Annotated in this window: 15 protein-coding genes and 1 pseudogene; 10 read left to right on the top strand and 6 right to left on the bottom strand. The window is 67.8% G+C overall.

What is annotated here, in order from left to right; genetic code table 11:
- The first annotated feature begins 42 nt into the window (after positions 1 to 42).
- Genes LDL49_RS06210 through LDL49_RS06200 form a run of 3 tightly spaced genes read left to right on the top strand, consistent with a single transcriptional unit; the run spans position 43 to position 3,804 of the window.
- Positions 43 to 1,080: an ABC transporter substrate-binding protein gene (locus LDL49_RS06210; protein WP_225289951.1), complete on the top strand. Its 1,038-nt coding sequence runs from the start codon at positions 43 to 45 to the stop codon at positions 1,078 to 1,080.
- Entirely contained in the window at positions 1,077 to 2,714 is a 1,638-nt protein-coding gene (locus LDL49_RS06205; RefSeq protein WP_225289950.1) for a sugar ABC transporter ATP-binding protein, read from the top strand. The genes LDL49_RS06210 and LDL49_RS06205 overlap by 4 nt, the downstream gene beginning before the upstream one ends.
- Complete coding sequence (locus LDL49_RS06200; protein ID WP_225289949.1) at positions 2,707 to 3,804, top strand: ABC transporter permease; 1,098 nt, start codon at positions 2,707 to 2,709, stop codon at positions 3,802 to 3,804. Before LDL49_RS06205 ends, LDL49_RS06200 begins: the two co-directional genes overlap by 8 nt.
- Before the next feature lie 147 nt (positions 3,805 to 3,951).
- Here LDL49_RS06200 and LDL49_RS06195 read toward each other — a convergent pair.
- The 3 genes and pseudogenes from LDL49_RS06195 to LDL49_RS06185 form a co-directional block, all read right to left on the bottom strand.
- A pseudogene (locus LDL49_RS06195) lies at positions 3,952 to 4,131 on the bottom strand (NAD-binding protein); the annotation flags it as partial.
- 124 nt (positions 4,132 to 4,255) lie between these two features.
- On the bottom strand, positions 4,256 to 5,209 hold the full coding sequence (locus tag LDL49_RS06190) for a zinc-binding dehydrogenase (RefSeq protein WP_225289948.1): 954 nt from the start codon (positions 5,207 to 5,209) through the stop codon (positions 4,256 to 4,258).
- A gap of 94 nt (positions 5,210 to 5,303) precedes the next feature.
- Complete coding sequence (locus tag LDL49_RS06185) at positions 5,304 to 5,567, bottom strand: hypothetical protein (protein WP_225289947.1); 264 nt, start codon at positions 5,565 to 5,567, stop codon at positions 5,304 to 5,306.
- Positions 5,568 to 5,867: 300 nt separating this feature from the next.
- Between LDL49_RS06185 and LDL49_RS59075 the strand changes: the two genes are divergently transcribed.
- Both LDL49_RS59075 and LDL49_RS06180 read left to right on the top strand, forming a co-directional pair.
- Positions 5,868 to 5,951 carry a putative leader peptide gene (locus tag LDL49_RS59075; RefSeq protein ID WP_357943094.1) on the top strand — a complete coding sequence of 28 codons (84 nt, stop codon included), beginning with the start codon at positions 5,868 to 5,870 and terminating at the stop codon, positions 5,949 to 5,951.
- A gap of 93 nt (positions 5,952 to 6,044) precedes the next feature.
- On the top strand, positions 6,045 to 7,334 hold the full coding sequence (locus LDL49_RS06180; RefSeq protein ID WP_225289946.1) for a dicarboxylate/amino acid:cation symporter: 1,290 nt from the start codon (positions 6,045 to 6,047) through the stop codon (positions 7,332 to 7,334).
- A 75-nt stretch (positions 7,335 to 7,409) separates the two neighbouring features.
- Here the strand turns inward: LDL49_RS06180 and LDL49_RS06175 are convergent, their stop codons facing one another.
- The gene (locus tag LDL49_RS06175) at positions 7,410 to 8,009 is read right to left on the bottom strand and encodes a TetR/AcrR family transcriptional regulator (RefSeq protein ID WP_225289945.1); all 600 of its coding nucleotides are present in this window, start codon (positions 8,007 to 8,009) and stop codon (positions 7,410 to 7,412) included.
- Between the two features lie 68 nt (positions 8,010 to 8,077).
- Here LDL49_RS06175 and LDL49_RS06170 point away from each other — a divergent pair, with 68 nt between their 5' ends.
- Positions 8,078 to 9,004, top strand: a complete 927-nt coding sequence (locus LDL49_RS06170; protein WP_225289944.1) for an NAD-dependent epimerase/dehydratase family protein — start codon at positions 8,078 to 8,080, stop codon at positions 9,002 to 9,004.
- A gap of 4 nt (positions 9,005 to 9,008) precedes the next feature.
- Here the strand turns inward: LDL49_RS06170 and LDL49_RS06165 are convergent, their stop codons facing one another.
- Both LDL49_RS06165 and LDL49_RS06160 read right to left on the bottom strand, forming a co-directional pair.
- Positions 9,009 to 9,377, bottom strand: a complete 369-nt coding sequence (locus LDL49_RS06165; RefSeq protein ID WP_225289943.1) for a hypothetical protein — start codon at positions 9,375 to 9,377, stop codon at positions 9,009 to 9,011.
- A gap of 73 nt (positions 9,378 to 9,450) precedes the next feature.
- Positions 9,451 to 9,729, bottom strand: a complete 279-nt coding sequence (locus tag LDL49_RS06160; protein ID WP_225289942.1) for a hypothetical protein — start codon at positions 9,727 to 9,729, stop codon at positions 9,451 to 9,453.
- 27 nt (positions 9,730 to 9,756) lie between these two features.
- Here LDL49_RS06160 and LDL49_RS06155 point away from each other — a divergent pair, with 27 nt between their 5' ends.
- From LDL49_RS06155 to LDL49_RS06140, 4 genes are all read left to right on the top strand, one after another.
- Positions 9,757 to 9,978, top strand: coding sequence for an SDR family oxidoreductase (locus LDL49_RS06155; RefSeq protein WP_308016081.1), 222 nt, complete (start codon positions 9,757 to 9,759; stop codon positions 9,976 to 9,978).
- A 228-nt stretch (positions 9,979 to 10,206) separates the two neighbouring features.
- Positions 10,207 to 11,259 (top strand): NAD-dependent epimerase/dehydratase family protein, encoded by a 1,053-nt coding sequence (locus LDL49_RS06150; protein WP_225289941.1) that lies wholly within the window; start codon positions 10,207 to 10,209, stop codon positions 11,257 to 11,259.
- Positions 11,260 to 11,321: 62 nt separating this feature from the next.
- A complete protein-coding gene (locus LDL49_RS06145; RefSeq protein WP_225289940.1) occupies positions 11,322 to 12,389 on the top strand; it encodes a DegT/DnrJ/EryC1/StrS family aminotransferase in 1,068 nt (355 codons plus the stop codon).
- On the top strand, positions 12,386 to 13,780 hold the full coding sequence (locus tag LDL49_RS06140) for a hypothetical protein (RefSeq protein ID WP_225289939.1): 1,395 nt from the start codon (positions 12,386 to 12,388) through the stop codon (positions 13,778 to 13,780). Before LDL49_RS06145 ends, LDL49_RS06140 begins: the two co-directional genes overlap by 4 nt.
- Positions 13,781 to 13,786 lie beyond the last annotated feature (6 nt).

Here is a 13,786-nt window from a genome sequence, read left to right as displayed (position 1 = left end):
CGAGAGTGATCGCCGCCTGAGACACCTTCTCAGGGGGCCGTCATGGCTAGTTCTCGAATCGTCTTCTCGCTCTCACTGGTCGCGGCGATCGCGCTGGTGGCGCTGGTACTCGGAGTCGTGGGAGGCCGGGCGACAAGCACGGCCGGACACGCGGCGGGCGGCGGCGCGGGCGGGCTGGCGAGCGGCAAGAAGATCGATGTGATCATCAAGGCGAGCGACTCCTCGTTCTGGCAGACGATGATCGCCGGGGCGAAGCAGTCGGGCGGGGATTTCGGGCTCAACGTGAGCACGTTCGGCCCGACCTCCGAGACGAACATCGACCAACAGGTACAACTGGTCGAGAACGCCATCTCCCGGGGCGTCGACGGCCTGGTCATCGCGCCCAACTCCTCCAGCGCCCTGAACTCGGCGATCGACCGGGCGCGCAAGGCGGGTCTCAAGGTCATCACCGTGGACAGCCGCGTGACCACCGCCTCGGAGGGGTTCATCGGCACCGACAACGTCAAGGCCGGGACCCAGGCGGGCAAGCGCATGTGCGAGCTGCTCAAGGCACAGAACAAGACGAGCGGCACTGTCATGATCGAGTCCTCGGTGGCCGGCATCCAGTCACTCGTCGCTCGGGACGCCGGCTTCAAGCAGGGCATCGCGAACAACTGCCCGCAGGTCAAGGTGGGGCTGCAGCGCTTCAACAACAACGACATCAACACCGCGGCGTCACAGGTCAACGACGCGCTGACCGCCAATCCGAACCTGGCGGGGGTCTTCGCCGACAACAACACCTCGGGTGTCGGCGCGGCTCGGGCGATCCAGGACAACCACGCCGCCGCGACCGTCCCCGTCGTGGCGTTCGACTCCGACCCGCAGGAGAACGCCGCGCTCGTCGCCGGCACGATCGACGCGCTGGTGGTGCAGAACCCGTACTTCTTCGGATACCAGGGTGTCCTGGCGGCCGGGATGGCCACGGTCAAGCGCATCCCGCCGCGTGACATCGACCCCGGGGCGGTCGTGGCCGACAAGGGCAACATGACGGCGCCGGATGTGAAGCAGCTGCTCAACCCGCCGACGATGAAGGCGGAATGATGGCCGAGCCAGTCGTCGAGCTGCACGGCGTGTCCAAGGCCTTCGGCCCCGTCCAGGCCCTCAGCGACGTCTCGCTCCGCCTGGTCCCCGGCCAGGTGAACTGCCTGGCCGGGGAGAACGGCGCGGGGAAGTCGACCCTGATCCGCGTGCTGACGGGTGCGCTGCGCCGCGACAGCGGCAGCTACGAGATCGACGGCCACCCGGTCACCGCGCCGACCCCGGCATCGGTACGCGCGGCCGGCGTCCAGGCCGTCTACCAGGAGCTCAGCCTGCTCCCCCACCTGTCGGTCGCGGAGAATTTGTTCATGGGCCGCCTTCCGGCGCGGACCGGGATCATCGCCAGGAACCGGCTGGAGACCCGCGCCAGAAAGGCCCTCGACGAGGTCGGCCTGACGGAGCTCAGTCCGCACTCGATCGTGGAACGCCTTCCGGCGGCCACCCGCCAGCTCGTGGAGATCGCCAAGGTGCTGACCGCGGACTCCGTCAAGGTGATCGTCTTCGACGAGCCGACCACGGCGCTCACCGAGGCGGAGTCGGAGCGCCTGCTCCAGCACATCCTGCGGCTGCGCGAGCGCGGCATAGCGATGCTGTACGTGACCCACCGGCTCGAGGAGATGTTCGAGATCGGCGACTGGGTGACCGTGCTGCGGGACGGCGGCCTGTCCGAGGCCGGGCCGATCAGCGGGTACGACGAGGACCGTCTGATCACCGCGATGGTCGGCCGGGAGATCAGCTCGCTCTATCCGGAGACCCACCGGCACGCCGGAACGCCCGCGCTGCGGGTCCGGGGCCTGCGCCGGTTCGACCGCTCGCCGAGCATCGACCTGCACGTGGGGGCCGGCGAGATCCTCGGCATCGGCGGGCTGCTGGGGGCGGGACGGAGCGGGTTGCTGCTGTCCATCTTCGGCGCCGCGCCCATCGTGGCCGGTCAGGTGGAGGTCGGGGGCAAGCCGGTGAAACCGTCCGGGCCGCGCACGATGATGAACGCCGGGGTGGGGCTCCTCACCGAGGACCGCAAGGTGCTGGGGCTGCTGCCGGAGCTGTCGATCCGGGAGAACGTCACCATCGCGAGCCTGCGCAGCGGCTCTCGCCGGGGTCTCCTGCCCGGCCGCGAACAGGCCGAGGAGGCCGATCGGCTGCTCGACAGCCTGCGGCTGCGCGCCGGTTCGTACGACCAGCCGGTCTCGACGCTGTCCGGCGGCAACCAGCAGAAGGTGCTGCTCGCCCGGTGGCTGCTCACCAAGCCGAAGGTGCTGATGTTCGACGAGCCCACGAAGGGCATCGACGTCGGGGCCAAGGGTGAGCTCTACAACGTCATCGGTGATCTGGCGGCCGACGGGCTGGGGATCATCGTGGTCTCGTCGTACCTCCCGGAGCTGCTGGGGCTCGCCGATCGCATCCTCGTGCTGCGGGACGGGGCGGTCGCGGGCGAGCTTCCCGGATCCGCCGCTGAGGAGGACGTACTCCGCCTGGCCAGCGGCAGCGGAGGCGCCGAACTCCCGGACAGTGAACCCCCGGACAGCGAGCTCCCGAGCGGTGAAGACGAGAGTGCGGACGGCGGCGAGGTCGCGGCCCCTCGGAGCGCGACTCCCCCGAGGCCGGACGACCCAGGAGGGGTGAGCCGAGATGCCTAAGCTGGTCTGGCGCGAGCCGATCGAGACCACCACGATCACCAACCGGCCGCCCGGCGGCGCACCCGACGACGCGGCGGCGCTGGAGACGGTGCCGCAGCCCAGGCAGGCGCCGGAGCCGACGGCCGAGCCGAAGCGGCGGGTCGTCACGCTGGGCGACATCGCCGGACGGGAGAGCGGCGGGCTCGTCGTCCTGCTCGTGGCGATCGGCGCCCTCACGTTGGCCAGCGACGAGTTCCTCACCGGCAACAACCTGGCCAACCTCGCCCGTCAGGTCGCCATCTTCGGGATCATCGCGATCGGCCAGCTCCTGGTCATCCTGACCGCCGGGATCGACCTGTCGGTCGGCTCCATTCTCGGCCTGTCCGGCGCCTCCACCGCGCAGTTCCTGGTCGCCGGTGTGCCGATCCTGCCGTCGATCCTGCTCGGCGTGGCGATCGGCACGGTGCTCGGAATCGTCAACGGCCTGCTGGTGACCCGGGCCCTGCTACCGCCGTTCATCGCGACGTTGGGCATGCTCGGCATCGCCCGCGGCCTGGTCCTGGTCACCACGGACGCCCAGACCATTCAGGGCGTACCGGACGCGTTCCAGGTCATCGCCAACGGCACGATCCTGGGGATCCCCAACCTCCTCATCATCGCCGCCGTAGTGACCGTCGTGATGTGGTTCGTTCTCGCCCGGACGGTCTTCGGCCGCTACATCTACGCCGTCGGCTCCAACCCGGAGTCGGCCCGCCTCGCGGGCGTCCCCGTCCGCTTGGTGACGATCTCCGTCTACATGATCTCGGGTCTGCTCGCCGGCCTCGGCGGGGTGCTGCTCGCCTCCCGCCTGGGAGCGGGCATCCCCACCGCCGGCACCGGCTTCGAGCTCAACGCGATCGCCGCCTGCGTCATCGGCGGCGCCAGCCTCTTCGGCGCGAAGGGCAGCGCGATCGGCGCCGCCACCGGAGCACTGATCATGGGCGTACTCAACAATGGCGGCAACCTCCTGGCGATCAACGCCTTCTACCTCCAGATCGCCATCGGCGTGCTCATCCTCGTCGCGGTGGGATTCGACCAGCTGAACACCAGGCGATCGGCCGCCGGCGGCTGATTCCCTCGCGGGAGGGGCGATCAGGCGCCGAACATCTTGACCGCTTCACGGCCGTGCTGCTGATTGGCGGTCACGTACGGCCGGATCTGCGCTTCGTAGGCGGTGAACGCGGCCAGGTGATCGCCCGCCCATCCCGGCGGTCGGCGCGGCGTCCAGGATGCCCATCTGCTCCAGTACGTCGAACGCGTCCCCCCGGAAGTCGACCGCGTACCCGCTGTCACGCAGCACCGGGGCGCGTTCCACCACGGTCACCTGGTGACCATGGTGGTGCAGCCAGTAGGCCAGCGCGGGACCGGCGACGGACGCGCCAGAGATCAGGACGTGCATGTCGAGCTCCTCACAAGCGGTGTGTGCCACCAGCTTCGGGGAGCTCATCGCGGCGAACAACGACGAGTTCGGCACCCCATCGTTAACCCCACGCTTGACGATCAAGCACCCGTCGAGGTAGCTGTCAGGTCAGCAGGAGGGTCTTGCCCAGGGTGTCGCGGTTCTGGAGGGCGGCGTGCGCTTCGGCGGCGCGTTCCAGCGGGAACGTCTGGCCGATGAGCGGACGGATCCGGCCGGCCACCGCCTCCTTCAGCACCCGCCCCACCCACGTCCTTCGATGCGGCTGGCCCTCGACGAGCTGCTCCATGCCGATCGCGGTCACCCCGCGTCGCGCCGCCTCGTCGCGGTCGATCTCGGCGAACCCGCCGCCACCGGAGAATCCGTAGTTGGAGTACGTGCCGCCGGGCGCCACCAGGTCGAAAACGGCCCGGCCGAGCTCCCCGCCGACGCCGTCGAAGGCCACGTCCACCCTGCCGACCTGATCGAGCCAGCCGGGCGTGCTGTAGTCGACCACCACGTCGGCGCCGAGCTCCTCGACGGCCTTGAGCTTGCGGGCGCCACGGGCGGCGCCGATGACCCGGGCACCGGCGGCGTGGGCGATCTGCACCAGCCCGCTGCCCAGGCCACCGGCGGCGGGTTGGACCAGCACGGTCGCGCCGGGCCGCAGGTCGACCCGGTCGAAGAGTTGCATCGCCACGGAGCCGTCATGGAGCAACGCCAACGCCTCCCGCGTCCCCAGGCCATCCGGGATCGGGATGAGGTTCTCCAGCGTTGTGGTGATCTGCTCGGCGTACGCGCCGTTCTCGACGTCGGCGAGGACCCGCCGGCCGATCCACTCCTGATCGATGCCCTCGCCGACCGCGCTGACCTGCCCCGCCGCGCCGACGCCTGGCACGTAGGGCACCTGCACCGGGAAGATCTCACCGGCCTGCCCGCTGCGGATCACCGTGTCGATCGACAGGACTCCGGCGGCCTCGACGTCGACGACGACCTGGCCGGGCCCAGGGACCTGGTCCGGCACGGTCGCGATCTGAAGGACCTCCGGGCCGCCGAACTCCGCCACTCGTACAACTCGCACAGCTGATCACTTTCCTCGCTTGACGACTACGAGGCCCAGTCTGGAACCTCAACTGCGGTAGAGGTCAAGCGTGCGGCCGTTCGCCGCCGACCGATCAGGGCCAATAGTCGAAGGAGTAGCCGCTTACGGGAGAGTAGATAATAGGGCCGACGGTGTAATTGCTGTCAGCCATCGCATTTCGTACATCGATACAGTCCTGTTTGTAAAAGCCGCAGCGATACGTCCCCGGGCCGGCGACCGTGGCCGCCCTCGCGACCTCGGCAGAGGCGCCGGCCTGCACCGCCGTGACGGCGAGGGCCGAGCCGACCAACGAAATCACGAGCGCGCTGACGAATTGCTTTGACGTTGGCATTCGCATGCCTCCCCTTGAGTAGATGCCTAACAGGGAAATCATGACGACTGCCGCTTTCGCGGGGCTGTCGCGACGATGTCGCCACCCCTCATCAAGGGGTGCAGGGCGCGAGACGGAGCTCGGCCCCTTCGGCGCGGCAGTCCGCCCACGACGCGACCCTCCGATCAGCGCGGCGACCCGAGACCCACCGTCACCTCCCCGACACGCGATGCTTCCCCTGACATCCAGTCGGGAAAGTCTTGATTTGTGAGGTAGATCGCTCCTAGAGTCGGAATAGTGTCCCGTTAACTACGGTTAAGTGATCCTGTGAGGTTCATCGTCCTGTCTGTGTGGCTTGTTGAGCGGCTGCACATCGATCTCTGTCGTCTGACCGGCTCCCTCTGTCGCTGACCGCGCTCTGACGAGCGCTGGATCCCCCGACCCCTCACCCGCCCCCCTTCGCATGCCTGCTCAGGCATGCCGTCTTTCGGAGCCTTCCTCATCGTGAAGAGATTCTCTTTCTCCCTGCAGCTGCTGCTGGGCCTGGTCGTGGGTGTGGCCCTCGGCTTCGCCGCCCGCATCTGGGACCTCGCCTGGCTGGCCACCACGCTCACCGAAGTCGGAAAGATCTTCGTTCAGCTGCTCAAGCTGGCAGTGCCGCCGCTGGTGTTCACCGCCGTGGTGGTCAGCGTCGCCAACCTCCGCAACGTCAACGGCGCGGCCAGGCTGGCCGGCAAGACGCTGTTCTGGTTCCTGGCCACCGCGCTGATCGCCGTCGTCATCGGCATCGGTCTCGGCCTGATCATCAACCCGGGCCAGGGCATCACCCTGAACACGGCGGGCGCGAAGGCGCCCGAGAACGTCGGCACCTGGGTCGACTTCCTCACCGGCATCATCCCGACGAACATCGTGACGGCGTTCACCGAGCTCAACGTCCTCCAGATCGTCTTCCTGGGGATCGTCCTCGGCGCGGCGGCCATCGCGATCGGCGAGAAGGCCGAGCCGTTCCTCACCTTCAGCCGCTCCATCCTCGAACTGGTCCAGAAGGCGCTGTGGTGGGTCATCCGCCTGGCCCCCATCGGGACCGCCGGCCTGATCGGCAAGTCGGTCGCCACGTACGGCTGGGACCTGATCGCGCCGCTGGCCAAGTTCAGCCTCGGCGTCTACGTCGGCTGCTTCATCGTCCTGCTGGCCGTCTACCCGACGCTGCTCGCGGTGGTCGGCAAGGTCAACCCGATCACGTTCTTCCGCAACGCGTGGCCCGCGATCGAGCTGGCCTTCGTCTCCCGCTCCTCGGTCGGCACGCTGCCGCTGACGCAGAAGGTCACGATCGAGCGCCTGGGCGTCGACCGCGACTACGCCTCCTTCGCCGTGCCGTTCGGCGCGACCACCAAGATGGACGGCTGCGCCTCGATCTACCCGGCGCTGGCGGCGATCTTCGTGGCGCAGGTGTTCAACGTCCCGCTGGGGATCGGCGAGTACCTGTTGATCGCGTTCGTCTCCGTGGTCGGCTCGGCCGCGACGGCCGGTCTGACCGGCGCGATCGTCATGCTCACGCTGACCCTGAGCACCCTGGGCCTGCCGCTTGAGGGCGTCGGCCTGCTGCTGGCCATCGACCCGATCCTCGACATGATCCGCACCGCCACCAACGTCGCGGGACAGATCGTGGTGCCGGTCCTCGTCGCCCGCAGCGAGGGCCGCATCGACGAGGCGGTGCTCAACGCTCCCCCGCAGCCGCTCGACGAGGCTCCGGTGAGCGCGCCGCGCTCCTCGGGCGAACCGGCGATCGCCTGACGTTCTCCCCCTCCTGAAAAGACCGGGCGGCCCCGCGCAGGGGCCGCCCGGTCTTGCTATTCGCGCCCGGTCTTGCTATTCGGCGGCGCGCAACCCGCGCATCATGGTGTCGAAGGCGTCGTCCCAGTGGCGGCGTGCCTCGTCGGGGCCACCAAGGGCGCCGCGCAGGTCGAGGCTGCACAGCCCGTGCGCGAGGGCATTGATGCGCACGGCGAGGACATAAGGCTCACCGGGTGCGAATTCGCCTTCCTGTACGCAGCGGGCGACGGCGGCGACGAGAGTGTCGAAGGTCGGCTGGATCAGCGCGGCCGTGGCGGCGTCGGGCTGGAAGGCGGGGATCGGCCGGCCGAACATGAGCTCGTACAGGTGCGGGTTGGCCAGGGCGTTGGCCCGGTAGGCGTGGCCGAGCGCGAGCAGGTCGGCGACCGGGTCGCTGGTGCGGGGGACGGCGGCGAAGGCCTCGGCGAGGCGCTCGAAGCCGGCCAGGAACATCTCGCGGACGAGTCCGGCCTTGTCACCGAAGAGCTGGTAGACGGCCGTGGTGGACACGCCCGTCTCCTGCGCGACCCGGCGGGTGGTCAGCGCCGCCGGGCCCTCTGCGGCCAGCAGCCGGCCGCCGGCGTCGACGAGTTCGTGCCGAAGCTCGCCGTAGTCACGGTTTCTCGGTCTTGCCATGGGAGCGAGATTAGCATAACGTTGTTACATAACAACGGTTTGAAACCAGCTTACGGGGGACTTTTACCATGTCTGACCTGCACGTTGTCCTTGGCGCCACCGGCGGGGTCGGCTCGGCCGTCGTCGCCGAACTCACCGCCCGCGGCCACCGGGTCCGCGCCGTCAGCCGGGGCGCCGCCTCCGGCCGAGACGGCCTCCGGGCCGACGTCACCACCACCGAGGGCGCCCTCGCCGCCTGCCAGGGCGCCGCAGTCGTCTACCAGTGCGCACAGCCGAAGTACGAGCGCTGGGCCGAGGAGTTCCCCGGCCTCATCCGTACGATCCTGACCGGGGTGGAGGCCGCCGGGGCGAAGCTGGTCATGGCCGACAACTTGTACGTCTACGGACCCGTCGACGGCGACATGACCGAAGACCTCCCGCACGCCGCCACCACCCGCAAGGGCCGGGCCCGCGCCGAGGTCGACGAGTTGATCCTCGACGCCCACCGGTCCGGGCGGATCCGCGCGACCATGGGGCGCGCCTCCGACTACTACGGCCCCGGAGGCGTCAACACCACCTACGGCCCGACCATCTTCGCCGCCGCCCTGGCCGGCAAGACCGCCCGCTGGGTCGGCGACCTCGACCAGCCGCACACCGTCGCGTACCTGCCGGACATCGCCGCCGGGCTGGTCACCCTCGGCGAGCGCGCCGACGCCGACGGCCGCTCCTGGCACCTGCCCGCCGCCGAGGCGATCACCGGCCGCCGGTTCCTCGACCTCGTGCGTGCCGCGGTGGGAGGCGAGCTGAAGACCGCCGGGCTGGGCCGGGGTATGCAGCGCCTCATCGGCCTGTTCAACCCCACCGTGCGCGAACTCGGCGAAACCTGGTATCAGCGCGACCGCCCGTTCGTCGCCGACGACTCGGCCTTCCGCAAGGCGTTCGGACCGGTCGAGGTCACCCCGCACGCCAAGGGCATCGCCGCGACCCTCGACTGGTATCGCCACAACGCCGGCTGAGGCGTCAGTTGCTCGCCGTCGCCTCGAACGTACAGGCCGGCGCGGTGCCAGGCTGGATGATGACACGTGCCGACCGGCGGAATTCGACAGGCACGCTCCCGCGGCCGACACACAGCACTTTCCGAGTGCCCGATGTGTTGACCAGAACGGCCTGGCAGCCGGGCAGCGGCTCGTTGATGAATGCGTCGATCACGGGCTGCTGCACCGGATACGGCCTCGGGGTCTGGCAGGTGGAGTAGGTGATGGTGGCGGCTCCTGTGCCGCTGATCAACGTCAGCCGCCCGCCGGCCGCGTCCGCCGCACCTGCGGTGCCCACCACGGCCATGCAGGCCAATGCCGACGTGGCGAGAAATGCCTTCACCGTCGTTTTCATGGTGCCAGTGTCAATCGCGGTCGGACGCCGATCCAGGGCATTGACCGGACATCGGCAATGCCCTGCCAGACGATCACCGGGGGAAGGCGGCGCGCAGCCGGGACCCGTTGACGATGAAGGCGGCCGCGGCGATGGCGAGGGCGCAGGTGGCCTGCATCATGGCGAACCAAACCGTGGTGACCCCGGGGATCAGGTCGACGCCGATGATCGCGAGCGGCATGACGATCGAGATGACGCGTACGCGGAGATAGGCCCCTCGTGCTCCCCGTGAGGCGAGGACGGTCAGCCAGTAGGTCACCGCCGCGCTCGCGAGCACTCCCGCTGATCGGCCATCAACGCGCTCACGCGTCACATCGCCGGAAACTGGGGCTCCGCGGGCGTGCGCTGCAACGGCGTGATGCCCGGCCTCGTCATGGGCGAGACCCAGAAGGAGCAGAACGACGTCCAGCTCCAGAAGATGTTCCTGGAGATGGTCCCCACGACCCGCCTGGGCCGCCCGAGCGACCTGGCCGCGACCGTGGCCTTCCTGCTCTCCGACGACGCCGAGTGGATCAACGGCCAGGTGTGGGCCGTCGACGGCGGCGCCAACATGCGCGCCTGAACCGCCCCGCCCGCAGAGCCGCAGAGCGCGCCCAGAACCACCGCCCGCGAAGTGCTCTTCGATATACCGAATGACCTGCCGTTTCCCCGTGGCCCGGTGGCGAAGACGACGTTAATGCGAAAAAGGCCGCATAATATACCGAAATAACCCCCGGGTTGAATTGCCTCCTTGACTCCCCTGGTCTCACACCTATAGTTCTGATCAGCCGGGCTGCGATAGGAGAAGTCCATGCGCGTGCTCGTCACCGGTTCCGCCGGCTATATCGGCGCCGTACTTGTCAGGTCGCTTGAGCTGTCGGGTCATGAGGTGAGAGGAGTGGACGCGCAATTCTTCCGGGAGGCGCGCGTGGCCGACGAGAATACGGGCGCCGACCTCAGGGCAGCCGATGTCCGCCGGATCGAGGCGGACGATCTCCGCGGCGTCGACGCGGTCGTGGATCTGGCGGCACTGTGCAATGACCCGCTGGGCGGCCTCAATCCGTCCGTCACTTTCGAGGTGAATCACCTCGCCGCGGTGCGCACCGCACGGCTTGCCCGGGAAGCGGGAGCCTCGCGATTTGTCTTCTCGTCCAGTTGCAGCATCTATGGCCTCAACAGCCGGCATCCCTTGACCGAGTCGGATCCCGTGCGCCCGCTGACGCCCTACGCCATGGCGAAACACCGCGCCGAGCAGGATATCGCCCGACTGGCCGACGATGACTTCTCCCCGACGTTCCTCCGCAACGCGACCGCCTATGGCCCCTCGCCGAGCTTCCGCCTCGATCTGGTCGTCAACTACCAGACCGCACTCGCGGTGACGAGAAAGGAGGTGCGTTTACGTGATGACGGTCTCGCGTGGCGTCCCTTCCTCCATGTGGAAGATCTCTGTGCCACCGTACGAGCAGTCCTGGAGGCTCCGCGGGAGACCGTTCATAACGAGATCTTCAACGTCGGCCCGTCCGACGATTGCCATCGGATCAGGGAAGTCGCCGAGCTCATTGTGGCGACCGTAGCAGGCGCGAAGCTGAAGACGGGTAAGGAGGATCATCATGATGAGCGCTCCTATCGGGTCGACGACGCGAAGATCAGGCAGGCGATTCCCGGACTGCGTTGGAGAAAGAGGCTGCGCGACGGCATATCCGAGCTGGCTGACTTCTATCAGTCGATCGGTCTTTCCGAGAAGGACCTGACGAGCGAGAGGTTCAACCGCCTCGCCACTGTTATCGGACACCAGCGTGCCGGACGACTGGACAGCCGTTTGTATTGGGCGGCCGGCTGCTATCCATCGGGGAACAATTTCTAGATCGCCTCCAGAAACGACTACATATGGTCTACACGGGCAGAACCGACTTCAAGCTCCCGATCGTGAGCCCCTACCGCTTGGATCAGGAGCGGCAGGCGGACTACTTCGCCGCCGTGGAAGACATCACCCGCACCGGCGCCTACCGCACGACGAGCGGATGGTCCACGCGGGCGATGGAGCTCGTGGCCGCGGAGCTCCGGTTATCGGAGTCGTGGGAGGTCGTCCCGACGCGATCAGGCACGGATGCGCTGGTCATGGCGCTCACCATGGCGGGGGTGCGGCCAGGCGCGTACGTCGCCGCGCCTGACCTCGCCTACCATGCCGTCGGAGCGGCGATCTTCCAGATCGGCGCGCTGCCGCGGTGGATCGACGTCGACCCGTGCACGCTGAACATCGATCTCGCCGATCTCGCGACCGCCTTCGACCATCTGCCGCTGGCCGCCGTCATCGGCGTGGACAACTACGGCACTCGCTGCGACCGAACGAGCATCGCTCAGCTGTGCTCCGCGGCAGGGGTCCCCTTCGTGCTCGATGCCTGCGAAAGCCTGGGAACTCCAGAAGGAGGAGCCAACAGGGCGGCCCTGGCGGATTTCGTGGCCATCAGCTTCAGCTTCACCAAACCGATCCATGCCGCCGGCACCGGAGGCGCGCTCTGCGCGCCGCGAGCGGTCGTTCGCGATCGGGGCGGGGACCCGGGACTCCTGATGCATCCCAGGAGACTGCCCGAGCTGAACGCCGCCTACCTGGTGCTCTCCTGGCCGGACCTGCGAGGCGTCATCGGCAAACTGCGTTCCATCTACACCGCTTACCATGAACGGCTGCGGGGTTGGGGCCTCACCGGGCAGCGCGGCGAGGCGGGCTCGTCCCGGATCCACGCGCCGTTTCTCCTGCCTGAAGGCTCGAACCGGAAAGAGCGGGACGCGCTGATCGACCATCTGGCGCGGTCCGGGTTCGAGGCCAGGCCGTACTTCGAGTCGCAGAGCCGCCTGTGGGGAATGCCCGCGCCGCCCTGCTCCGCGAATCTCGCCCAACGGGTGATCTGCCTGCCCACGGGCGCCGGCTTTCCGCACGGGTCACTGGACGAGGTGGCCGCGGAGGTCATCAGCTGGATGGAGGCGCGGCGCGGATGAGTCAGGCTCGCCACAAGACGGTCATCTTCAGTGCCCCAGAAGATGTCCCGCCGCCGCCGGCGAAGGCCGAGCTCATGGTCAGCGGTCTCAGTCTCATCACCTACACCTCCCTTCACCTGAAGCGGGATGCGCTCACGGCCGCGCTCTGCGCGGGAAAGATCAACCAGGACGAAGGGCCGAATTCCTATCTGGTAAAACTCGCCGACCACCACAATCTCCACTACTCAGAGCTGGTCTCCGCCGGCAAGCTGCCCAGCGAAATAGCCTTTGTCGCCCACGCCCAACCGGACGACCTCCAGCAGTCGATCGTCTGGATCGACGACGAGTACGCCTTGCTCGTCATCCCGTGGGTGTTCGCCACGGCGAACCGCAACGACGCACTGGGCAGCCTGAGGCTCAGCCACCCGCTGAACCTGGACGAACTCCTGGAAGTGGTGAAGCTGATCACCAGCCAAGCGGTCTGCCAGAAGGTGGCGAGGGCGGCTGTCGCCGCGCTCTGTGACCTGTCGATCCTGAAGCCCGACGACATCGTCGAGACCCGGCCGATGAACACGCTGCCGGCCGTACAGATCTGGGATCTCGACGGATCGCCCAGGGAGGCGCTGCCCTTCGACGGCATCAGCGAGTCGCGGCGCTTCTGCTGGGAGATCTCCACGCTGTTGGCCCATGCGACGGACCACGTCACCTTTGACGGGCTGTGGCGCAGGCGCAGCCGTGATCAGGTCTTCACCGATGTGGCCATGGGCTACACCGTTCTTGGCGATCACATGGTCTTCGTCAACCCGAGCTGCTGCCTGGAGATCTCACATCTGCCGATCGACCTGCGGGCTCGTTCGGAGTATCGGATGCGCTACTACGGATACGACTCTTCATCCATATTCGTGTGGACCATCGCGAATCTGAGGCTCACGGTGTCGGAGAGTCTGGAGAGGCGCTATCGAACCCTCATGGAAAATCTCATCGAGAAGCGCACCATCACCGCTGATCGCAACGTGAACATCAGCAAATCCCAACTGCGACATTCTGCATCGTTGGTCGAGCTTCAGCACTTCCGGCATTTCATGCGCGAGGTGCGGAATCGCATATTTGACGAGGAAATATGCGACTTGCGGAGATCCGATGAGGCGGTGGGTCGAGCCGCTAAGGAAATGGATCGCGTGATTCAGCTCGCCTCCGAGCTGAGCCGGGCTCGGGACCAGGTGGTGCAGTCGAATTCCAACACGCTCCTCGCGGCCCTGGCGGCGGGTTTGGCGATCGGTGGGATTCCTGAGCTGGTAGAACAGGTGGATGTATGGATCGCTCAGCGAAACTGGTGGAAGGTCGGGCTGGCAGCACTTCTCGCCGCTGCCATCATCGCGACGATCCTGAAGATTTGGCGAGGCCGCCGATGATGCTTT

Source organism: Nonomuraea aurantiaca (assembly GCF_020215705.1).
GTDB lineage: Bacteria > Actinomycetota > Actinomycetes > Streptosporangiales > Streptosporangiaceae > Nonomuraea > Nonomuraea aurantiaca.
This window is presented reverse-complemented; position numbering and strand designations above follow the sequence as displayed.

Coding starts and splice junctions, on each gene's coding strand:
- LDL49_RS06210 (WP_225289951.1), top strand. CDS start 43: ATGGCTAGTTCTCGAATCGTCTTCTCGCTCTCACTGGTCGCGGCGATC.
- LDL49_RS06205 (WP_225289950.1), top strand. CDS start 1,077: ATGATGGCCGAGCCAGTCGTCGAGCTGCACGGCGTGTCCAAGGCCTTC.
- LDL49_RS06200 (WP_225289949.1), top strand. CDS start 2,707: ATGCCTAAGCTGGTCTGGCGCGAGCCGATCGAGACCACCACGATCACC.
- LDL49_RS06185 (WP_225289947.1), bottom strand. CDS start 5,567: ATGCGAATGCCAACGTCAAAGCAATTCGTCAGCGCGCTCGTGATTTCG.
- LDL49_RS06175 (WP_225289945.1), bottom strand. CDS start 8,009: ATGGCAAGACCGAGAAACCGTGACTACGGCGAGCTTCGGCACGAACTC.
- LDL49_RS06170 (WP_225289944.1), top strand. CDS start 8,078: ATGTCTGACCTGCACGTTGTCCTTGGCGCCACCGGCGGGGTCGGCTCG.
- LDL49_RS06165 (WP_225289943.1), bottom strand. CDS start 9,377: ATGAAAACGACGGTGAAGGCATTTCTCGCCACGTCGGCATTGGCCTGC.
- LDL49_RS06150 (WP_225289941.1), top strand. CDS start 10,207: ATGCGCGTGCTCGTCACCGGTTCCGCCGGCTATATCGGCGCCGTACTT.
- LDL49_RS06140 (WP_225289939.1), top strand. CDS start 12,386: ATGAGTCAGGCTCGCCACAAGACGGTCATCTTCAGTGCCCCAGAAGAT.